Below are 21,829 nucleotides of genomic sequence, written 5' to 3'. Positions count from 1 at the left end.
CACTAATCTATAACGTGTCAATCACGTCACTTAATCTTGCAGTAATCTCTTCTATACTACCTACCCCATCTACTCCGTGGTACTTGTCTTGCTTCTCGTAGTATCCTTTTAAGATTGCCGTCTCTGCATAATATACTTTTATACGGTTACGTATCACATCCTCATCTGCATCATCTGCACGACCAGAAGTTTTACCACGCTCAAGTAATCGCTGTACAAGCACCTCATCATCTACCTCTAATGCAACCATACCTGCAACCTCTGTATTTTTTGAAGCTAGTAATGTTGCAAGAGCATCTGCCTGAGCTTCTGTACGAGGAAAGCCGTCAAAAATAAATCCTTTTGCATCTGCGTTTTTCTCTACCTCTGCACTAAGCATATCTATCGTAACAGTATCTGGCACTAACTGTCCTTTGTCTATATAAGACTTTGCCAGTGTTCCAAGTTCTGTAGCGTTTTTTATGTTGTATCTAAAAACATCACCAGTACTTATATGTACTAGGTCATACTTCTCTTTTAAAACTTCGGCTTGTGTTCCTTTACCGGCACCTGGAGGGCCAAATAAAACCAGATTGGTCATATGAGTTTTTTTAAGTTTATATATTGATGTGAGGTTACGCCCTAGACCATTATAATCTAGACCAAACCCTACCACAAAATCATTTGAAATTTCCAGGCCTATATAATCTACCTTATACGGTTTCTTATAGGCTTCTGGTTTATATAAAAGTGAGGCTATACGATATGACGCCACCTCTTCTTGTTCAAGTATTTTTATAATAGTCTCTATAGTATTACCAGAGTCTACTATATCTTCTACTACAATTACATCTCGTCCTTTTAGTGACGGCTCTGCCCCCATTACTGTATGAATCTCATCGCTTTGTTGAGTTCCATCATAACTAGCCACCTTGATAAAGCTCATCTCGCACTCGTAGTCAAACTTTTTTATGAGCTCTGCACTAAATAAAAAAGCACCATTAAGCACTGTAAGAAACACCGGTCGTTTACCTCTATAATCTTCATTAAGACGCACAGCCACACCGTTTACAGCGTGTTGCACATCTGTTTTTGAAATAGATTTTTCAAACGTTAGGTCGTGAAGTGTAATTGTATTTTTCATAAATAATAAAGGGCAAAGATAGTATTTGAAAATCAGTCCTTATAGCTATCTCGATATGAATACATAATTATGAGTTACTCTCAGACGATTTTGTATTTTTGAACCACTATTTTTCGCTTTCGCGAAAACTTATATGCTATGAAAAATTACTTCTCTTCTCAATTTAAATTAGGCATCTTAGGTGGTGGTCAACTAGGTAAAATGATGCTTTACGACACCCGCAAGTATGATATACAGACCTACGTACTTGACCCAAGCAATGAGGCTCCCTGCAAGATTGCCTGCAACCATTTTACACAAGGTAGTCTTATGGACTATGATACTGTAGTAAAATTTGGCCGTAAGGTAGATGTACTCACCTTTGAGATAGAGAGTGTAAACATCGATGCCCTAGAGACGTTAGAAAAGGAAGGCATACAAGTGTATCCTCAACCATCAGTTTTACGCAACATACAAGATAAAGGTGTACAAAAGGACTTTTATAAAAAGCACAACATCCCGACGGCAAGTTATGAGAAGTACGCTTTCGCGAAAGCGGTAAAAGGATCTCCACAATGGCTAGACAACCTACCATTTATTTGGAAATCTTGTACAGGAGGCTATGATGGCAAAGGAGTATCTGTAGTGCGCACCGCAAGTGACCTTGACACTTTACCAGAAGTACCTTGCATAGCCGAAAAGATGATCCCATTTAAAAATGAGCTGGCCGTAATAGTAGCTCGCAATGTATCTGGAGAGGTTAAAACCTACCCTGTGGTAGAGATGGAGTTTCATCCAGAGGCAAACCAAGTAGAGTATGTTATATGCCCAGCTCGTATAGATGAGACCGTAGCTCAAAAAGCACGAGATATTGCAGAGAGAGTTTCTAACGCTTTTGGTCACGTGGGATTACTTGCGGTAGAAATGTTTCAGACAGAAAATGATGAGATTCTTGTAAATGAAGTAGCTCCAAGACCACACAATAGTGGTCACTACAGTATAGAAGGAAGTTTTACAAACCAGTTTGAGCAGCACCTCAGAGCCATTTTAGATCTACCACTAGGCAATACAGATAGTAAAGTTGCTTCTGTAATGGTAAATCTAGTAGGAGATGAAGGCTATACTGGCCAAGTAAAATATGAGAACATAGAGCATATAATGGGTATGGACGGGGTAACCCCTCATATTTATGGTAAAAAAGAGACGCGCCCTTTTAGAAAAATGGGTCACGTAACTATTGTAGATCACAATATAGAAAAAGCAAGAACTGTAGCCGAAAAGGTAAAAGGAAGCATAAAAGTAATCGCACAATAAATCAAACACGATGAAAGTAGGAATCATAATGGGAAGCACGAGTGACCTCCCAGTAATGCAAGAAGCTATAGACTTCTTAAAAGAGATGGATATCGATATAGAGGTAGACATCGTAAGTGCACACCGCACACCAGATAAACTTTTTGATTATAGTAAAAATGCACATACGCGTGGCATAAATGTAATTATAGCTGGTGCTGGTGGCGCTGCTCACCTTCCAGGTATGGTTGCTTCCTTATCACCCTTACCAGTGATAGGCGTACCAGTTAAGTCTCGCAACTCTATAGATGGGTGGGACTCTGTACTCTCTATATTACAAATGCCAGGCGGAGTACCTGTCGCAACAGTAGCCCTAGATGGCGCAAAAAATGCTGGAATCCTTGCAGCACAAATTCTAGGCGCAAGAGATAGCGCACTGCAAGATAAAATGCTTGCCTATAAAGAAGGGCTTAAGCAAAAAGTAATAGAAGGCGCAAAAAGCATTAAATAAAAAAAAGACCGCTCTTACGAGCGGTCTTTATCAATGCAGTTGTTGGGGGATTGATACTGTATTTATTAACCATTCTAAATATTAATCAAACCTTTAGTAATATCTACATCGATTGGGGGAAATCAATTTCATATTTTCTCAAATATATGCCTATTTCAAATAGACATAGCGAACATAAAAAAAATATCGCATATATCGACAAAATGCGTGTTTTTTTCGACAAAACACTCTTTTTAAACAATTTATAATTTCAAAAGCACTTATGTCACTTACATCTAATCCACTTTTACAAGACTTTAATGAAGCTCCATTTAATACTATTAAGGACGAGCACTTTAAGCCAGCCTTTATAGAAGCGATACAAATTAATCGTAATGAGATAGATGCTATTACAAATAATACTGAGGCGCCTACCTTTCAAAACACGATTGCTGCTCTTGACTATTCTGGACAACAACTAGATCGTATTTCTAGTGTGTTTTTTAACCTTAATAGCGCAGAGACCTCTGAGGCTATTCAAAAAATAGCACAAGAAGTATCGCCACTTCTTACCGCTTTTAGCAATGATGTTACTCTTAACGAGACACTGTTTGAGCGTATTAAAAGTATATACGCCCAGAAAGATGATTTGGATCTTTCTGTAGAAGAAAAAACGTTATTAGAAAAAAAATATAAAAGTTTTGCTCGTAATGGGGCAAACCTACCTGAAGATAAAAAATCACGCTTACGCGAAATTGATACAGCTCTCGCAAAATTAAAACTCAGTTTTGGCGAAAATATCTTGGCAGAAACAAACAGCTACGAGCTTCACCTCACAAATGAAGAAGATCTTGATGGAGTCCCTGCAAGTGCAAAAGAAGCCTTTGCAGCAGATGCAGCTTCTAGAGATAAAGAAGGCTGGGTAGTAACACTTGACTACCCTAGTTACATTCCCTTTATGAAATATGCAGATAATCGCGAGCTACGCAAAGAGCTTTCTCTTGCCTTTGGCAGTAAAGCCTTTAAAGGTAATGAGTACGATAATCAAAAAAACGTCATTGAGATTGTTAACCTTCGTCACGAGCGTGCACAGCTACTAGGTTATGATACGCACGCCCATTTTGTACTTGAAGAACGTATGGCACAAACGCCAGCTAAGGTTAAAGATTTTCTAAACGAACTCTTAGAAAAAGCAAAACCTGCAGCAGAGAGAGAGTTTGCACAATTAGAAAATTTTGCAAAAACACAAGACGGTATAGACGCACTTCAAAAATGGGATGGTTCTTACTATTCTGAAAAACTAAAAAAAGAACTCTTTAACCTAGATGACGAGCAACTCAAACCTTACTTCAAATTAGAAAATGTAATAAATGGTGTGTTTGAAGTAGCAACACGTCTCTTTGGGTTGCAGTTTGAGCAGGTAACAGATGTAGATGTATATCATAAGGATGTAAAAACATATAGAGTTACAGATGTAGATGGTAATTACATCTCTCTTTTTTATGCAGATTTTCACCCAAGAAAGGGAAAACGTGGTGGTGCCTGGATGACCTCTTTTAAAGGTCAAAAAATTGAGAATGGAGTAAATGAGCGACCACACATATCTAACGTATGTAACTTCACTCCATCTACACCTAGCAAGCCATCCCTACTTACTTTTAATGAAGTTACAACACTCTTTCACGAGTTTGGTCACGGGTTACACGGTATGCTAGCAAATACTACCTACCCTAGCCTATCTGGAACTTCTGTATACTGGGACTTTGTAGAGTTACCTAGCCAAGTGCTAGAAAACTGGTGCTATGAAAAAGAAGCTCTAGAGCTCTTTGCTACTCATTATGAAACTGGCGAAGTAATCCCTATGGAGCTTGTTCAAAAAATAAAAGATGCAGCAACGTTTCAAGAAGGAATGCAAACATTGAGACAACTTAGCTTTGGGTTGCTAGATATGTCTTGGCACGGGCAAGACCCAAGCAATATAACAGATGTAAAAGCTTTTGAAAAAGAAGCCTTTGGCAACACTGCTTTATATCCAGACACTCCAGAGACCTGTATGAGTACAGCCTTTGCTCACATTTTTCAAGGAGGTTACTCATCTGGATATTATAGTTATAAATGGGCAGAAGTACTAGATGCAGATGCTTTTGAATATTTTAAAGAACAAGGGATATTTAATAAAGACGTAGCAACTAAGTTTAAGGACCACGTACTCTCAAAAGGAGGAACTGAGGACCCTATGACACTCTATAAACGTTTTAGAGGTCAAGAACCTAAACCAGAAGCACTACTCAAAAGAGCAGGACTTATAGATTAATTTATTAAGTCGATTAAAAACAAAAAGGAGTAAGCGTGGCTTACTCCTTTTTGTTTTTTTCTGCTATCCATTTTGACATAAATAGTGTGCTACGCATTGTGTGATGTTGTAACATCTGGCCTGTAAAGTTTGCAGCACGATGCATAATCAAATTATCCATCAGGTGCTGTAATGTATCTGTAAGCAGGCTGGCATAATTGTCTTTTTGAAAATTGGTATTAATTATCCTTACGCCATTTTCTTGGGCTTTTTGCCATTTTGACTCATTACTATATAAGGAGACTGCAGCTTTTATAAATGCATCATAATCATCATTTACACTACCGGGCCAGTCTAAGTGCTGGCTCATTCCCTCTGCTCCTATCTCTGTTGTTACAGATGGAGTGCCACATTGCATCGCATCTATAAATTTACCTTTAAGGCCAGCCCCATACCTAAGCGGTGCTAGTAAAACTCTGGCATTTCTTATCACCTGATGAGCGCTCTCTGCTCTTCCTTTTACCAAAAACCCCTCTTTGGGATTATGCAGCTGTAATGCCTTCTCTGGCACATAAGCGCCATAAATATGCATCTCTGCTTGCGGCAGTTGCTGGCGTATGTGTGGCCAAATATGTTTTTTTAGTTCTAGGGTGGCATCCCAGTTAGGTGGGTGTATAAAATTGCCTATGGCTATAAAATGCGCTCGCTCTTTAAAAGGAACAAAATCACTCTCAAGTGCAGAAACTAGAAATGGTACATAGTGCAATAATGAAGCAGGAACTTTAAAAAAAGTTTGTAGCAAATCCATCTCTACTGTTGAGATCATCAAGGTGAGATCACATCTGTAAATGGAGGCTATCTCCCTTTTGGCGATATCAGAAATTAAGTCCTTGGGTTCAAAAACTCGCTCTTCTTTTACGGCTTGCGCTCTTGCTTTTCTTAGACAGTGCAGATCTTCGGTGTCTAGTATTTTTAGAGCATTGGGGCACGCTTCGTCTATTCGCCAGCCAAATTGCTCCTCTGCCATAAATCTATCAAAGAGTACGATGGTGGGGTTGTACGCTTTCGCGAAAGCGTTAAAAGAATCATCGTTAAGCTGTATCGTTGCGGTCTCAATATCAAAATCACTTAGCGAGATTGCATTTTGAGAAGTTCCGGCTGTACTTGCATAGGTGACATTCCAGCCTTTTTCTTTAAAAATAGTAAGCAGCTGTAACATCCTACTTCCTGCTGCCGAAGAAGTGGGCTCTACCCAAACTGTTGAGATTACAAGTACATTCATAATCCAAAAATAGGAATAACAAAACTGACAGTGAAAATTTAACTTTCATTTATTTTTGAAATTACAATAACATCCTTATATTTGACGTATGGAATTTGATCAAGCAAAAAATAAGTTTATACAAACTTGGGGAGCGCTAGGTACGCAATGGGGTATTAATAAGACAATGGCTCAAATACACGCCTTACTTATGGTGTCTCCAGAGGCGTTAAGTATGGAAGATATTATGGGCGAGCTTTATATCTCTAGAGGAAATGCGAGTATGAACCTACGAGCACTTATAGACTGGGGAATTATCTTTAAAGAGTATAAAACGGGTGAACGCCGAGAGTATTTTGTAGCCGAAAGTAATATAGATGAGCTTGCCAGAAAAATAGCCAAAGAAAGAAGCAAGAGAGAGATAAAACCTACGCTACGTGTCTTGCAAGAAGTAAGTAGTATAGAAGAAACAGGCTCTACAGAGGCTGCCCACTTCAAGACCAAAACGGCAGAGCTTTATGAGTTTGTATCTAGAGCAGATAGTATGCTAGAAAAAATTACAGATTATAAAGAAAGCTGGATTACAAAAACAATTATGAAGTTAATGAAGTAACAATTGTTAACCTCAACATTTAAGGAGCACTGTGAAAGTGCTTTTTATTTCACTAAAAGTTTCAATAATTTCTGAAATATAAATATTATGAAAACGCTATTCCTTATAAACAAGACTCTAATTATTACTAATGCGATTTTATTTATAACAGTCTATGGCGGTCTACTTTTTCTGCCCATAACTGGAGCCATACAAGTATGTTGCTTTGTGTACCTCTTATTTCGCTGGTCTGACGTAGCGCCCCATCTTAAGAAGTACTTTATAATATATGGAGTTGTAACGGTCTTGAGCCTTTCGCTTCTTTTATGTTTAAACTATTTCTCATCGTTTGACTTCTTGTTTTGGCTTCCTATCACACTAGGCATTGCTCTAAGTATCTACTTTTTAATACTCACATACAAGCAGAGTGAGTATACACTTACCTCGCAAGAAAAAGACATATCAATCGTATCAAATAAAACAATTTAGGCAATGATGAAAAAATTAATAATCGCTGGCGGTAGTGGCTTTTTAGGCAGTATACTTATTAACCACTTTCAAAATCAATTTGAGGAAATAGTTTTGCTTTCGCGAAAGCAAAAAGCACCTTCTAACAATGTTCGTACAGTACTGTGGGATGCAAAAAATGTAGCAGGATGGAAAAACGAATTTGAAGATACAGATGTAGTCATAAATATGGCTGGTAGATCTGTAGACTGTCGTTATCACAAAAAGAACAGAGACGCAATTTTAAATTCACGAGTAGACACGACAACCATTATAGGTAAGGCTATCTCTCAGTGCAGCAATCCGCCGCAGGTGTGGCTTAACTCATCTACAGCTACTATATACAGACACTCGCTAGAGACACCTATGACAGAGGTAAATGGTGAGGTAGGCACTGGCTTTTCTGTCGAAGTTGCAAAGGCGTGGGAGCAAGCTTTTTTTGACAGCGATACTCCACTTACTCGCAAAGTTGCGCTACGTACTTCTATCGTTTTAGGAAAGGATGGAGGAGCACTACAACCTATCAAAAAAATAACTCAATTAGGCCTAGGTGGCAAACAAGGCGATGGCAAACAAAAATTCAGCTGGGTACATCAAGATGACTTTGTGCGAAGCTTAGACTTTTTAATTAAAAACGATACTTTAAAAGGGGCATTTAATATAGTCTCCCCTATGGCCACAACTAATAGCGAACTTATGAAGTATATGAGATCTGTTTTGAAAGTTTCCTTTGGTCTTCCTGCGTCAAAACCACTTTTAGAGATAGGAGCTTTTATCATTAGAACAGAAACCGAATTACTTCTTAAAAGCAGGTATGTGATACCAGAACGGTTAATAAAAGCTGGATTTACTTTTACACACCCAGAATTAAAGAAAGCACTATATAACTTAATAGCTTAATAACTATGAGCACCATACAACTTGAAACTATAATTAATGCTCCGGTAGCGGCTGTTTTTAAACTATCGCTCAACATAGACTTTCATATGCAGTCTATGGATCAATCGCAAGAAAAAGCGATAGCTGGTGTAACTTCTGGTTGCATTAAAAAGGGTGAAACGGTTACCTGGCGAGGAAAACATTTCGGCCTCTGGTTAACGCACACGAGTCTTATTACAGAGTACGAACCCTATACGAGCTTTGTAGATGAAATGATTAAAGGTAGGTTTAAGTCTTTCCACCACAAGCACATTTTCATAGACCAGAATGATAGCACTAAAATGCAGGATATCATTACATATAAAACTCCATATGGTCTTGCTGGAGACTTTTTTGATAAAACAGTCCTCTATAATTATTTAACTCGTCTCATAAAAAAAAGGAACGCGCATCTGAAATACACACTCGAAAACGGTGGAGATTCGGCTTTCGCGAAAGCGTAAAAAAGCACGGCAATAAGAAAAACTTTATATTTGGCTGTTATTTAAATCCCACAAATGCGACCTTTATTATATGGCAACTAATCAAATTGACCCCACAAAGTGGGTAGATCAATATTCTGACTACCTCTTTAACTATACGATTGCCCGTGTAAATGATCGCGAAGTGGCACAAGATCTTATTTCCGAAACATTTCTTGCGGGATTAAAATCTATGAAGAATTTTAAGGGTGAGGCGACAGAGCGCACCTGGCTCATCTCGATCTTAAAACGTAAAATTATAGATCATTATCGTAAGAGCAACTCTAAAAAGGGTAAGGCAGAAGTACGTATAAATTATAAGGATGAAGAAAGTGAAGGTGACTGGCTAGAAGAACGCGTAGCAGACCCCTTTGATAAAACTGCTGAGGATAGCATACAAAATGTAGAGCTAGGCGAAGCAATTTTTAATTGCTTAGGTAAACTGCCAGAAAAACAAGCCCGCATTTTTAAGATGAAAACTATAGATGACTTTGATACTGAAGCCATTTGTAATGAATTTGATATTACTCCGTCTAATTTTTGGGTGATCATACACAGAGCCCGAACGGCTATGGCTAGTTGTATGGAAAAAGACTGGCTATAACCCCAAGCTGAATAAAAAAATCGTAATCAATATGATTACATAGTTAAAAAGAAACCCTCTCAAGGGTCTAAATTTTAAGAAATGAAATTAAAAACAGAATGTCACGAGGCTAACCACATTTGCGACAAGAACCAGTATAAAGAGGCTACTTTTATGGAAAAGGTGCGTCTTAATATACACCTTATTTACTGCCGTGCTTGTAGAAAATACTCTATGAGAAATTCTAAACTCACTAAGGCTGTAAATAATCCTACCGTGCAAACGGTGAGTACCTCTGAAAAAGAGGTAATGAAACAACGCCTTCAAGAACAGCTTAATAGCTCAAATAGTTAATCACAAGTACAAGCCACAGCCATAACAATGGTATTCCTTCTACCCAAAAGGAAGAAAAGTACATAGTAGCTGCAGAGCGTTTTTGTGATAGGTAGATACAACTACTAGTTACCATCATAATAAACAGCTGACTTAAAAAGGTATCAAGATTAAATTCATCTTTAAAGAATTCTAATACACAGCATAATAAAAGCCAAATCACTCCAATGATTTTGGCTTTTTTTATGCCCACTATTTGAGGCAAAGTTTTAAGAGCTGGATTATCAAAAACCATATCTCGTATTTCAAAAGGGATCATAAGCGCTAGCACAAACAATATGCGCTGTATACATATAACACCTACATCCCAAGTAATAGTTCCATCTTGCAAGACCGGCAAGATTACCGTAACCCCACTCCACACGACACCTATTATAAAAATCTTGAGACCAGCTACACTACGCAAATTTCCTTTTACGAGTGAAGCTGTGTTTTTTGGCATAAAAAAAGGGATAGCATACAGCAGCGTGACAAGCCCCAGTATGCCACAAGCAACCCACACCTCTAGTGACATAAATAAGGAAGTCACCAGCATACCTACTCCACATATAACCGAATATATTTGGATTGTTTTTAGGGATTGTGCTAGACTACGGTGATGTAAACCAGCTATTTCGGCATATTTAACAAAATTATATCCCGTCACAGTGCTAAAAAACAAAAAACTTAGCACCACAAAATTAACGTTTATGTCTAATGATAAATAGGTAATCCACCCTAGTGCTACAACAGATAAACTCACGTGAGTGCTACTATTTATATAAAAATCAAAAAGACGTTTTATGCTCTGCATTAGACAAAAGTACTACAACTGTTAATAAGCCACCTATATGGTTGAAAACATTAGTACTCCCATTGTGAATTATGTACTAAAAATCGGTTTCATTGCATTATTTTTGTGCATCCTTAAATAAATCAATACGATGAATACAGATTCGTTTGCATTACGCCACATAGGCCCACGTAGAAGTGATCTCCCAGAGATGCTTAAAACCGTAGGAGTTGAGACTATGGAACAACTCATTTTTGAGACCATTCCAGATAACATCAGACTCGACAATCCATTATCATTAGATCCAGCCATAAGTGAGCACGAGTTTGCTGCTCACATTACTGCACTTTCTAACAAAAACAAAGTATACAGATCATTTATAGGTCTAGGGTATAATCAAGCAATTACACCTGCAGTCATACAGCGTAATATTTTAGAAAATCCAGGATGGTATACGGCATATACACCGTACCAAGCAGAGATTGCACAAGGAAGACTTGAAGCTTTGCTCAACTACCAGACTATGATTACAGACCTTACGGGTATGGAGCTTGCAAATGCTTCCCTACTTGATGAGGCAACAGCCGCTGCAGAGGCTATGGCACTCTTATTTTCTGTACGTAGTCGTGCACAAAAGAAGGAAGGTGTACACAAGTTTTTTGTATCTGAAGAGATATTACCACAAACGCTGTCATTACTACAAACACGCTCTACTCCTATAGGAATAGAACTTGTAGTAGGTAAGCACGAAGACTTTGACTTTTCTAGTGAATACTTTGGGGCTATTTTACAATACCCAGGAGTATCTGGAAAAGTATATGATTATGCTGCCTTTGTAGAAAAAGCAAATGCCGCCGAAATTAAAGTAGCCGTTGCTGCAGATATATTAAGTCTTGTAAAACTACGTGCTCCAGGAGAGTTTGGAGTAGACGTAGTGGTAGGTACCACACAACGTTTTGGTATTCCGCTAGGGTACGGAGGTCCTCACGCCGCATACTTTGCAACTAAGGAAGCTTACAAGAGAAGTATCCCGGGTCGTATCATCGGTGTGACAAAAGACACAGATGGTAAGCGTGCTCTACGTATGGCACTTCAAACACGCGAGCAACACATCAAACGTGATAAAGCAACGTCAAACATTTGTACCGCACAAGTACTACTTGCAGTTATGGCAGGTATGTACGGTGTCTATCACGGTCCAGAAGGATTAAAAAATATAGCAAATAAAGTACACAATACTGCGGCAACTGTAGCAGATGCACTTGAAAAATTAGGATTATATCAAGTAAACGAGAGTTACTTTGACACTATCCAGATTAAGGCAGATGCTGCAAAGGTAGCTGCAGTTGCACAAGAGATGGAGATTAACTTCCACTATCCAGATGCAGAGACAGTGGCCATATCAATACACGAGGCAACAACACTTCAAGATGTAAATGATATTATTTCCGCTTTCGCGAAAGCGTACTCAAAAGAAACAATCACAGTAACAGAAATAGCCGAAGGAAATGCGATACCTGAAACAGTAGCACGTGAGACATCATTTTTAACGCTTCCAGTTTTTAACACATACCACTCTGAAACAGAGTTAATGCGTTACATCAAAAAACTTGAGCGTAAAGATTTATCATTAAATCACTCAATGATCTCTTTAGGGTCTTGTACGATGAAGCTTAACGCTGCTTCTGAAATGCTACCACTTTCTGATCCGCAGTGGGGGAATATGCACCCATTTGCACCACTAGATCAAGCAGAAGGGTACCAGACGATGCTTAAAAAACTAGAAGATCAACTTACGGAAATCACTGGTTTTGCAGGCACTTCATTACAACCTAACTCTGGTGCACAAGGTGAGTATGCCGGTCTTATGGTTATAAGAGCATACCACGAGTCTCGTGGAGACAGCCATAGAAACATTTGCCTCATTCCATCTTCTGCACACGGAACAAATCCTGCAAGTGCAGTAATGGCAGGTATGAAAGTAGTGGTAACTAAAGCGCTAGAAAATGGAAACATTGATGTAGACGACTTACGTGAGAAGGCTGAGAAGCATAAGGACAATCTTGCCGCACTTATGATTACATATCCATCTACACACGGTGTTTATGAGAGTGCTGTAAAAGAAATCACGCAACTCATACACGATAACGGCGGCCAGGTATATATGGACGGTGCAAATATGAATGCACAAGTTGCCCTTACTAACCCAGGTGCGATAGGTGCAGATGTGTGTCACCTTAACCTACATAAAACCTTTGCTATTCCTCACGGAGGCGGTGGCCCAGGTGTAGGACCTATTTGTGTTGCAAAGCAACTAGTTCCATTTTTACCATCTAACCCTGTTATTACAACCGGAGGAGATAAAGCTATTACAGCAATAAGTGCTGCTCCTTGGGGGTCTGCTCTAGCTTGCTTAATATCTTATGCATATATCACTATGCTAGGTGAACCAGGACTGCGTCACTCTACTGAGTATGCAATCCTTAATGCAAATTATATTAAAGAAAGACTAGATGGTGCTTACCAGTGTCTTTATGTAGGAGAACGCGGTCGCGCAGCTCACGAGATGATTATAGACTGCCGCCCTTTTAAAGCAAATGGTATTGAAGTGACAGATATTGCAAAGCGACTTATGGACTATGGTTTTCACGCACCTACAGTATCATTTCCTGTTGCAGGAACTATTATGATAGAGCCTACAGAAAGTGAAAGCAGAGAAGAGCTAGATCGTTTTTGTGATGCTATGTTATCAATAAGAAAAGAGATAGAAACAGCTACGGCAGATGAGCCTAATCATATAATGAAAAACGCTCCTCACACCCTAGCAATGCTCACGGCAGATACTTGGGACTTTACATACAGTAGAGAGCAAGCAGCATACCCACTAAGCTACGTTGCCGAAAATAAATTCTGGCCTACTGTACGTCGTGTAGATGATGCATATGGTGACCGTAATTTAATATGTACGTGTGCGCCTATAGAAGAATATATGGAAGCATAACACTTCTATCTAATCTATTAATGAAATGGTCTAAAGCGTATGCTTTAGACCATTTATATTATAAGAAAAAGTACAAAACATTATTTAAAATTAACAATATATCAATGATAGTGTAAGTGCGTATCATAACTCGCTGTAAATGGCGTTTAATAGGTTAAAAATTATAGATTTCACAAAAGAGGCCAGATTAACAAAGCCTCACCGCTATCCCGATACATTTTAGTAACTTTACCCGATTACAAAACACCCTATATGGCAATTAAAATTACAGGTTTAGGCAGTTTTATACCTGACGTGATTCAAAAAAACGACCAGTTTAAAGATCATACATTTTTGAATATGGACGGCTCTGCAATAACCTCAGAAAATGGAGTTATTATAGAAAAATTTAAGGCCATCACAGGAATTGAAGAAAGACGCTATGCTCCTAGTGAGATGAAGTCTTCAGATATGGGCTCAAAAGCAGCAGAGAAAGCTATTAAAGACGCTGGTATTGATCCAGAAACACTAGACTATATCATCTGTGCTCATAATTATGGTGATGTGCAAAAAGGTTCAAACTTTAGTGATATTGTACCTAGCCTTGCATCGCGTATAAAACACAACTTACGTATACAAAACCCTAAATGTGTGGCTTATGATATCCTCTTTGGATGTCCAGGTTGGATAGAAGGAGTTATACAAGCCCAGGCTTTTATTAAAGCCGGTATGGCAAAAAAATGTCTCGTTATAGGTACTGAGATGCTCTCTCGTGTTGTAGATGATAACGACCGCGATAGTATGATATACAGTGATGGTGCAGGTGCAACTGTTATAGAAGAAGATGACAGCGACACAGGTATACTTGCTTTTGAAACGGCAACATTTACATATGATGAAGCTTATTTCCTCTTTAATGGCTCTTCATATAACACAGAAGCAAACCAAGACACAAAATACATCAAGATGTACGGTCGTAAGATCTACAACTTTGCCCTTACACAAGTTCCTCAGGCTATGAAGTCTTGTTTAGAAAAAAGCGGATGTAGCATTGACGAGGTAAAGAAAATATTTATCCATCAGGCAAATGAGAAAATGGACGAAGCTATCGTAAGTCGTTTTTACAAACTACACGATTTAGAAATGCCAGAGCACATTATGCCTATGAGTATAAATAAACTAGGTAACAGCTCAGTTGCTACAGTACCTACCGTTTTTGACCTTGTACGTCAAGGCGCGCTAAAAAATCACGAGATTAACAAAGGTGATGTTGTTATTTTTGCAAGTGTAGGTGCAGGGATGAATATCAATGCGATGATTTATCGTTACTAGACAATCTTTACTTTTGTAAAGAAGTTATCAAGCCTAACCATTTAATAAATTATTCTTGTACGAAAACACGTTTCCAAACAAGCGCTATAAGCACACGCTACATTTTTTAAAAGATGTGGTAAGTACAGACCAGAGCATACTTGACTTGGGCGTGCGTAATCCCTTTGTAACATATATGGAGCGTGAAGGTTACAACGTACAAAACACAACTGGCGAAGACTTAGATCTAGACACCACAGCAGTAAAAAATGCAGATGCAGAGGTCGTTACGGCTTTTGAGATTTTTGAACACCTACTCTCTCCTTTTACCGTATTGCAAGACATAAAAGCAAATAAGATAGTGGCGAGCGTGCCTCTCAAATTATGGTTCTCTCCAGCCTATAGATCTAAAACAGATATGTGGGACAGACATTATCACGAGTTTGAAGACTGGCAGTTTGACTGGTTATTTGAAAAAGCTGGATGGGAGATACAAAAGCGTGAGAAGTTTACTAATCCCGTAAAAAAGCTAGGCTTCCGCCCATTGCTACGTCTCTTTACGCCTCGATATTATTTGATTTACGCCACTCGCAAGTAAGATGGATTTTTATATTGTCATCCCTTGTCACAATGAGTCGGCTTTTATTGGTCAGACGCTTGCATCTTTGGTAGCGCAAACGCATCTTCCTAAAAAAGTGGTAGTCGTAAATGACCAAAGCACAGATAATAGTGCCGAGATTGTTTCCGCTTTCGCGAAAGCGCACTCATACATACACCTACTCAACACCACAAGTAGCGACAAGCACCTACCAGGAAGCAAAGTCATAAACGCTTTTTACAAAGGTTTTGAAAGCATAGATGATGAGTATGATGTGATTTGCAAGTATGATGCAGATCTCATTTTCCCGCACAACTACTTAGAAAAAGTAAATAATGCTTTTACAAAAAACAATGCTATTGGAATGGCAGGCGGTTTCTGTTACATTGAAAAAGACGGAAACTGGGAGCTAGAAAACCTCACAAATAAAGATCACATAAGAGGTGCACTCAAGGCATACCGCAAAGCTTGTTTTAAAGATATAGGTGGCATAAAGAAAGCTATGGGATGGGACACTATAGATGAGCTACTTGCAAAATATCATAAATGGGAGATTCACACAGATGACACCCTGCACGTAAAACATCTTAAACCTACCGGAAATACATACAATAAAAGTGCACAATACAAGCAAGGCGAAGCGTTTTATGGTATGCGCTACGGACTTACACTAACACTTATAGCTTCTAGCAAACTCGCCAAAAGAAAAGGTAATATAAAATTGCTCAAAGACTACCTAAGTGGCTATCTTAAAGCAAAAGCTGCAAAAAAAGAATACCTCGTGACTCCACAGGAGGGTGATTTTATAAGAACTACCCGCTGGGCTGGCATAAGAAAAAAGCTAGGGCTCTAATTCTTAACTTTTTCTTTAAAACAGTACCGTAGACATTAACTACTTTTACAAAAATTGACTAATAATGAAGTTTACCTCTTTTACACAATATCTTTCTCTTTGCCTTATTGGGCTTACTATTTCTTGCGCATCTGTAAAGACAACCGCACAAAACAAAAAACCAAAAAATGTTATCCTTATGATAGCAGACGGAACTGGTTTAAGTCAGATCTCTTCAAGTCAGTTTTATAACTCACAGCCGTCTAACTATGATAGATTTAAACACATAGGGCTTATTAAAACCTCATCTGCCAGTGACCTTATAACAGACTCTGCAGCTGGAGCAACTGCATTTTCGGCAGGAGTAAAAACATACAATGGAGCTATAGGTGTTAACACAGATACCATAGCCGTACCCACTATACTTGAAGACCTGGAGAAAAGAAATTTTGCAACTGGTGTTATAGCAACCTCAACCATTACTCACGCGACGCCTGCCAGTTTTTATGCGCACCAGAAATATAGAAAAATGGAACTTGAGATTGCTCAAGACCTCGTTACCTCTGGTGTAGACTTTTTTGCCGGTGGAGGGCGTAAGTTTTTTGAAAACAGAGAAGATGGCAACAACCTCGTTGCTGCACTAGAAGGTTCTGGATATGAGATGTACTTAGATCGTCTTGACCCTTCACTTAAAATGAAAGCCTCAAAAAAATACGGCTTTTTACTAGCAGGCTCTGGGATGCCTAAAGTACTAGAAGGCAGAGGTTCTTTTCTCTATGACGCTACAAAACTCGGAATAAAAAGACTCTCAAAAAACAAAGAAGGTTTTTTCTTAATGGTAGAAGGATCTCAAGTAGATTGGGGTGGTCATAATAACGATGGAGAATATCTAGTGAGCGAACTCATAGATTTTGATACTGTAATAGGTCAAGTACTTGACTATGCTGCAAAAGATGGAAATACACTTGTAGTTGTAACTGCAGATCACGAGACGGGAGGCTTTACCCTCGCATCTGATGAGGGAGACTATAATAAAATAAACCCTTCATTTTCTACTGGTGGTCACAGTGCCACTATGGTACCTGTTTTTGCTTATGGACCAGGCGCTGCAGAGTTTATGGGTATTTATGAAAATACGGCAATTTACAGTAAGATTAAAGCCCTTATTAAAGAGTAGGTATTCATAAAGGTATCTTAAATACTATTTTAACATACTGATAAATCCCTACTTTAGCTTTCTAAATAACTTCAATGTCATACCTACACTCTATAGGAGCGTACTTTATAATGATCAAAGACACCTTTGTAAAACCTACTAAGGGTCGAGTGTTAAGTGATCTTATTTTTAAAGAAATAGACGACCTTATTATAGGGTCTCTAGGTATTGTAGCATTCATATCTTTCTTTGTGGGAGGTGTAGTTGCTATACAGACAGCGCTTAACCTTAATAATCCTCTTATCCCAAAGTCACTTATAGGGTTTGCAGCCAGACAGTCTGTTATACTAGAATTTGCTCCTACATTTATCTCTATAATTATGGCAGGTAAAGTAGGATCTTTTATTACCTCTAGTATAGGTACAATGCGTGTAACAGAGCAGATAGATGCCCTAGAGGTTATGGGCATCAACTCTCTTAACTACCTCATATTTCCTAAAATCGTTGCAATGCTTGTATATCCATTTGTGATAGCAATAGCAATGTTCTTAGGTATTATAGGTGCATATACCGCTGCGGTTTACGGAGGCTTTACCTCAAATGATGCCTTTTTATCTGGGCTACAAGAAGACTTTATACCATTTCAATTATTTTATGCCTTTTTCAAGACATTCCTTTTTGCCTTTTTACTAGCAACCATACCCTCATATCACGGGTATTTTATGAGAGGAGGAGCACTAGAGGTAGGTAAGGCGAGTACAACATCCTTTGTATGGACTAGTGTTGCCATTATCCTTGTAAACTTTATAGTAACTCAATTATTACTAAGCTAGATGATAGAGGTAAAAAACATACGCAAAGGTTTTGGAGATGTTGAGGTTCTTAAAGGATTCTCTACCACATTTAAACCAGGTCAAACTAACCTAATCATTGGTCAGTCTGGATCTGGAAAAACGGTTTTCTTAAAAACAATGCTAGGTCTTCACAAGCCAGATAGCGGCCAGATTATATATAATGGCAATGCATACTCAGACCTTAATGAAGAGCAGCAACGTGACCTCAGAGAGCAAATAGGGATGGTTTTTCAAGGGAGCGCCCTCTTTGATTCTATGACGGTAGAAGAGAACATCGCTTTCCCGCTCAAGATGTTTACCAAAATGAAAAAAAAGGAACGCATCGCCAGAGCAAATGAAGTGATACAGCGTGTAAATCTCGAAAATGCAAACCATAAACTTCCCTCAGAAATTTCTGGAGGAATGCAAAAACGTGTTGCCATAGCCCGCGCTATTGTAAACAATCCTAAATATCTTTTTTGTGATGAGCCCAACTCTGGTCTTGATCCAAATACGGCAACGGTGATAGATAATCTTATACGTGAGATTACTATAGAATATGATATTACCACAATCATAAACACCCACGATATGAACTCTGTGATGGAGATAGGTGATCACATTGTGTATTTACAAAAAGGACATCTCGCTTGGGAAGGAACGCGTCACGAGATTTTTAAAACAGATAATAAAGATGTGACAAACTTTGTTTACTCTTCTAACCTGTTTAAAATGGTGAGAGAAGCTCAAAACGCAAAGTAGAAAGGTTTTAATAGCGCTTTCGCGAAAGCGTAATCAAACTACTAATAGCACAAAACCCATTTCAGTAATGGCGACGAGCCACACTTTCCGTTTACTTTCTTACCTCAACATTACCACTTACCACCACAGTATCTAGCGTAAAACGTTCTTTAATCCAGAGACCCATTTTTTGTTCTTGTCTTGATCTTACCTCTTGAGATAAACTATCTGCCCACATCACACGCACGACGGTGAGTGTATCTATAGCACCACTAAAGTCTGTAGTAATCTCAGTCGCATACCCAAAACGTTTAAGCCCATCATAATTAATCTTAGCTTCATTACGCATAGATGCAAATGGCAAGGCAGTGCTTCTAAGTTGTGTTACCTCATTTTCTAGCAATCTTATTTGCTCATCTTTTGAGCTCATTGCTTCTTGATTTTTTACATAAAGATCTTCTAAGATTCCAGAACGCACCTCTGTACTCAATCTAGCGGCTAGCTCTCCGCTTTGATCTGCTCCTTGGTGTACTACGAGCGTACAGTTCTCACAGTCCTCTGTTTTTTTAAATTCATCTTCCCACCTATCTATAATATTTTGAGGTACCAGACTCCCTATAAGGTAGACATCTATTCGTTTTTTCTCGGCGTCATCAGTTTCTTTTACAATCTCTGCACCTTCATACTTAATCGTATTCGTCACAAAAGCTTTTGCTTTTGTGATAAAAATTTGCTGATTGAGCAGTCTTAAGAAAGTCCACACACTAGGTACTAAAACAAGTACTGCTATGAGCGTAGCCATACGCGTGGTGCGCTTTCTCCTTTTTTGATTTGCATATTTTACAAGAGGGAATTTGAGAAGCTTTGATACTGTAAATGTTGCTAGCGCTATAAACACAGCATTTATAGAGAACAAATACATCGCCCCAAGCGCCCAGTAAAGCCCCTCACTGTTACCTATAATAGATTGTGATAATCCATACCCTACAGTACATAAAGGTGGCATAAGTGCCGTTGCAATTGCTACACCAAAAATCACACTGGCAATTGTACCAGACTTAGTCTTTGCCACAATAAGTGCAAGACCACCAAAGATGGCTATAAACACATCAAGTATAGTAGGCCAAGTACGAGCCATAAGCTCTGGAGTTTCTTCCTTTACTGGTGATAAACTAAAATATAGGGTTGCCGTGAGCACACTAAGTACAATCATAACAGCAAGGTTTACAAACGAGCGCTTCATCATAAGCGCATCGTTTATAGCGATAGAAAGTCCTACACCTACAATAGGTCCCATAAGCGGACTTATAAGCATCGCTCCTATCACTACTGCCGTACTACTCACGTTAAGACCTATACTCGCCACAAAAATGGAGAATATAAGAATCCACGCATTGTGTCCCTTAAAAGGGATATCCTTACGTATCGCCTCTACCGTAGTAGAGCGATCTGTGTCTTCTCGTATATCAAGAAGATCGTTTAAAAATTGCTTTATAGACTCCCAGACACTCTGCGCCTCATCGCGCATATCTTCTTTAGGATTTATATCTAACTCGCTAGGCTTTGGGTCAGGATTTGCCCCTATATTATCTTTATTTTCCACTATCCTAAATTATTACCAAATTTTGATTGTACCTCATTACGAATCTCCTTGATGTCTTGCTCCTTACTTTTTGGCACAATAACGAGAACATCTTCTTTTTCGACGATAATGTAGTCTTTAAGTCCGTCTACAACTACCACTTTATCACTAGCAGTTCTTATAATATTCCCCGATGTGTTTGTTGCAATTATACGAGCATTTACTACGGCATCTTCACCAGAATCACCTTGCATTTTATCATATAGTGACCCCCAAGTACCTAAATCATTCCAGTCAAAAGTAGCTGGGACGACCTTCACATTTTGATGTTTTTCCATCACGCCAAAATCTATACTTATATTTTCTGCCTTAGGATACTCTTCATCTATAAAAGCTTGTTCCTCTGGTAGGTTATAAACAGCATTCCCTTTATTAAATAGCGCATACATCTCTGGCAAAAACTCTTTAAAACTATTTACCACAGTTGCTACACTCCAGATAAACATTCCGGCATTCCAGAGGTATTCTCCGCTGGCTACAAATTCTTTGGCAGTAGGGTAATCTGGTTTTTCTGTAAAACGTTTTACCGCTTTCGCGAAAGCGTTATCACTCTTATCATAATTTATATAACCGTACCCCGTGTTAGGAAATGCGGGCTGTATACCCAAAGTTACAATAGCCTCTTCCTTCTCTGCCGCATCAAAGGCTTTTTGTAAATCACCTACAAAGGCATCTTCATCTTCAATCCAAGCATCACTAGGCGCTACAATCATCACTGCATCTGGATTTTCCTTTTCTACCTTAAGTGCCGAAAGTAAAATACAAGGAGCCGTGTTGCGCATTGCAGACTCTAGCACAATATTTTTTTGTGCGATTTGTGGTAATTGCTCTTTTACGAGATCGTTATAATCTACATTAGTAAGCACAAGTATTTGCTCTTCTGGAACAAGCTTTGAAAGACGCTTAAATGTTTTTTGCAATAAAGTTTCTCCCGTACCTAGCATATCGTGAAACTGCTTTGGGAAAGATTGCGTACTTACAGGCCAAAACCTAGAACCTACACCTCCTGCCATAAGAAGGGCATAATAGTTTTTATTGTCTTTCATACTT

21 protein-coding genes are annotated in these 21,829 nt (G+C 38.7%); 16 read left to right on the top strand and 5 right to left on the bottom strand.

The annotated features are described in order from the left end of the window. Positions 1 to 7 precede the first annotated feature (7 nt). Positions 8 to 1,123: an adenylate kinase gene (locus tag Q0948_RS09670; protein ID WP_298351610.1), complete on the bottom strand. Its 1,116-nt coding sequence runs from the start codon at positions 1,121 to 1,123 to the stop codon at positions 8 to 10. A 138-nt stretch (positions 1,124 to 1,261) separates the two neighbouring features. Here Q0948_RS09670 and Q0948_RS09665 point away from each other — a divergent pair, with 138 nt between their 5' ends. The 3 genes from Q0948_RS09665 to Q0948_RS09655 all read left to right on the top strand — a co-directional run bounded on the left by Q0948_RS09665 (position 1,262) and on the right by Q0948_RS09655 (position 5,199). Beyond that, complete coding sequence (locus Q0948_RS09665; RefSeq protein WP_298351607.1) at positions 1,262 to 2,416, top strand: 5-(carboxyamino)imidazole ribonucleotide synthase; 1,155 nt, start codon at positions 1,262 to 1,264, stop codon at positions 2,414 to 2,416. Positions 2,417 to 2,426: 10 nt separating this feature from the next. Then, positions 2,427 to 2,906 carry a 5-(carboxyamino)imidazole ribonucleotide mutase gene (purE, locus tag Q0948_RS09660; protein ID WP_298351604.1) on the top strand — a complete coding sequence of 160 codons (480 nt, stop codon included), beginning with the start codon at positions 2,427 to 2,429 and terminating at the stop codon, positions 2,904 to 2,906. A gap of 262 nt (positions 2,907 to 3,168) precedes the next feature. Continuing rightward, complete coding sequence (locus Q0948_RS09655) at positions 3,169 to 5,199, top strand: M3 family metallopeptidase (protein ID WP_298351600.1); 2,031 nt, start codon at positions 3,169 to 3,171, stop codon at positions 5,197 to 5,199. Positions 5,200 to 5,239: 40 nt separating this feature from the next. Here the strand turns inward: Q0948_RS09655 and Q0948_RS09650 are convergent, their stop codons facing one another. Continuing rightward, a complete protein-coding gene (locus Q0948_RS09650; protein WP_298351596.1) occupies positions 5,240 to 6,460 on the bottom strand; it encodes a glycosyltransferase family 4 protein in 1,221 nt (406 codons plus the stop codon). A gap of 88 nt (positions 6,461 to 6,548) precedes the next feature. Between Q0948_RS09650 and Q0948_RS09645 the strand changes: the two genes are divergently transcribed. The 6 genes from Q0948_RS09645 (at position 6,549) to Q0948_RS09620 (ending at position 9,875) form a co-directional block, all read left to right on the top strand. Continuing rightward, positions 6,549 to 7,052, top strand: coding sequence for a transcriptional regulator (locus Q0948_RS09645; protein ID WP_298351593.1), 504 nt, complete (start codon positions 6,549 to 6,551; stop codon positions 7,050 to 7,052). Between the two features lie 87 nt (positions 7,053 to 7,139). Beyond that, positions 7,140 to 7,520 (top strand): hypothetical protein, encoded by a 381-nt coding sequence (locus Q0948_RS09640; protein ID WP_298351590.1) that lies wholly within the window; start codon positions 7,140 to 7,142, stop codon positions 7,518 to 7,520. 3 nt (positions 7,521 to 7,523) lie between these two features. After that, positions 7,524 to 8,438 carry a TIGR01777 family oxidoreductase gene (locus tag Q0948_RS09635; RefSeq protein WP_363317825.1) on the top strand — a complete coding sequence of 305 codons (915 nt, stop codon included), beginning with the start codon at positions 7,524 to 7,526 and terminating at the stop codon, positions 8,436 to 8,438. A 5-nt stretch (positions 8,439 to 8,443) separates the two neighbouring features. Then, the gene (locus tag Q0948_RS09630; protein ID WP_298351587.1) at positions 8,444 to 8,920 is read left to right on the top strand and encodes an SRPBCC family protein; all 477 of its coding nucleotides are present in this window, start codon (positions 8,444 to 8,446) and stop codon (positions 8,918 to 8,920) included. Positions 8,921 to 8,990: 70 nt separating this feature from the next. Then, on the top strand, positions 8,991 to 9,542 hold the full coding sequence (locus Q0948_RS09625) for a sigma-70 family RNA polymerase sigma factor (protein ID WP_298351584.1): 552 nt from the start codon (positions 8,991 to 8,993) through the stop codon (positions 9,540 to 9,542). An 81-nt stretch (positions 9,543 to 9,623) separates the two neighbouring features. Next, positions 9,624 to 9,875: a hypothetical protein gene (locus tag Q0948_RS09620; RefSeq protein WP_298351581.1), complete on the top strand. Its 252-nt coding sequence runs from the start codon at positions 9,624 to 9,626 to the stop codon at positions 9,873 to 9,875. Here Q0948_RS09620 and Q0948_RS09615 read toward each other — a convergent pair. Beyond that, positions 9,856 to 10,707 (bottom strand): hypothetical protein, encoded by an 852-nt coding sequence (locus Q0948_RS09615; RefSeq protein ID WP_298351578.1) that lies wholly within the window; start codon positions 10,705 to 10,707, stop codon positions 9,856 to 9,858. The genes Q0948_RS09620 and Q0948_RS09615 overlap by 20 nt on opposite strands. A 130-nt stretch (positions 10,708 to 10,837) precedes the next feature. Here Q0948_RS09615 and gcvP point away from each other — a divergent pair, with 130 nt between their 5' ends. The 7 genes from gcvP to Q0948_RS09580 all read left to right on the top strand — a co-directional run bounded on the left by gcvP (position 10,838) and on the right by Q0948_RS09580 (position 19,158). After that, complete coding sequence (gene gcvP, locus Q0948_RS09610; RefSeq protein WP_298351573.1) at positions 10,838 to 13,687, top strand: aminomethyl-transferring glycine dehydrogenase; 2,850 nt, start codon at positions 10,838 to 10,840, stop codon at positions 13,685 to 13,687. Positions 13,688 to 13,939: 252 nt separating this feature from the next. Then, positions 13,940 to 14,998, top strand: a complete 1,059-nt coding sequence (locus tag Q0948_RS09605; RefSeq protein ID WP_298351570.1) for a 3-oxoacyl-ACP synthase III family protein — start codon at positions 13,940 to 13,942, stop codon at positions 14,996 to 14,998. 55 nt (positions 14,999 to 15,053) lie between these two features. Beyond that, positions 15,054 to 15,575: a methyltransferase gene (locus Q0948_RS09600; RefSeq protein WP_298351567.1), complete on the top strand. Its 522-nt coding sequence runs from the start codon at positions 15,054 to 15,056 to the stop codon at positions 15,573 to 15,575. 1 nt (position 15,576) lies between these two features. Further along, positions 15,577 to 16,428: a glycosyltransferase family A protein gene (locus Q0948_RS09595; RefSeq protein WP_298351564.1), complete on the top strand. Its 852-nt coding sequence runs from the start codon at positions 15,577 to 15,579 to the stop codon at positions 16,426 to 16,428. A 64-nt stretch (positions 16,429 to 16,492) separates the two neighbouring features. Further along, positions 16,493 to 17,584, top strand: coding sequence for an alkaline phosphatase (locus Q0948_RS09590; RefSeq protein ID WP_298351561.1), 1,092 nt, complete (start codon positions 16,493 to 16,495; stop codon positions 17,582 to 17,584). 74 nt (positions 17,585 to 17,658) lie between these two features. Beyond that, positions 17,659 to 18,396 (top strand): ABC transporter permease, encoded by a 738-nt coding sequence (locus Q0948_RS09585; protein ID WP_298351558.1) that lies wholly within the window; start codon positions 17,659 to 17,661, stop codon positions 18,394 to 18,396. Beyond that, positions 18,397 to 19,158 carry an ATP-binding cassette domain-containing protein gene (locus Q0948_RS09580; RefSeq protein WP_035327447.1) on the top strand — a complete coding sequence of 254 codons (762 nt, stop codon included), beginning with the start codon at positions 18,397 to 18,399 and terminating at the stop codon, positions 19,156 to 19,158. 91 nt (positions 19,159 to 19,249) lie between these two features. Here the strand turns inward: Q0948_RS09580 and Q0948_RS09575 are convergent, their stop codons facing one another. Further along, a complete protein-coding gene (locus Q0948_RS09575) occupies positions 19,250 to 20,740 on the bottom strand; it encodes a DUF389 domain-containing protein (protein WP_298351554.1) in 1,491 nt (496 codons plus the stop codon). Then, positions 20,740 to 21,825: a mannose-1-phosphate guanylyltransferase gene (locus Q0948_RS09570; protein WP_298351551.1), complete on the bottom strand. Its 1,086-nt coding sequence runs from the start codon at positions 21,823 to 21,825 to the stop codon at positions 20,740 to 20,742. The genes Q0948_RS09575 and Q0948_RS09570 overlap by 1 nt, the downstream gene beginning before the upstream one ends. Between the last annotated feature and the right edge of the window lie 4 nt (positions 21,826 to 21,829).

Source organism: uncultured Dokdonia sp. (assembly GCF_947496725.1).
Classification (GTDB): Bacteria; Bacteroidota; Bacteroidia; order Flavobacteriales; family Flavobacteriaceae; genus Dokdonia.
Note: the sequence above shows the minus strand (reverse complement) of the source record. Positions and strands in the feature narration are given on the sequence as shown.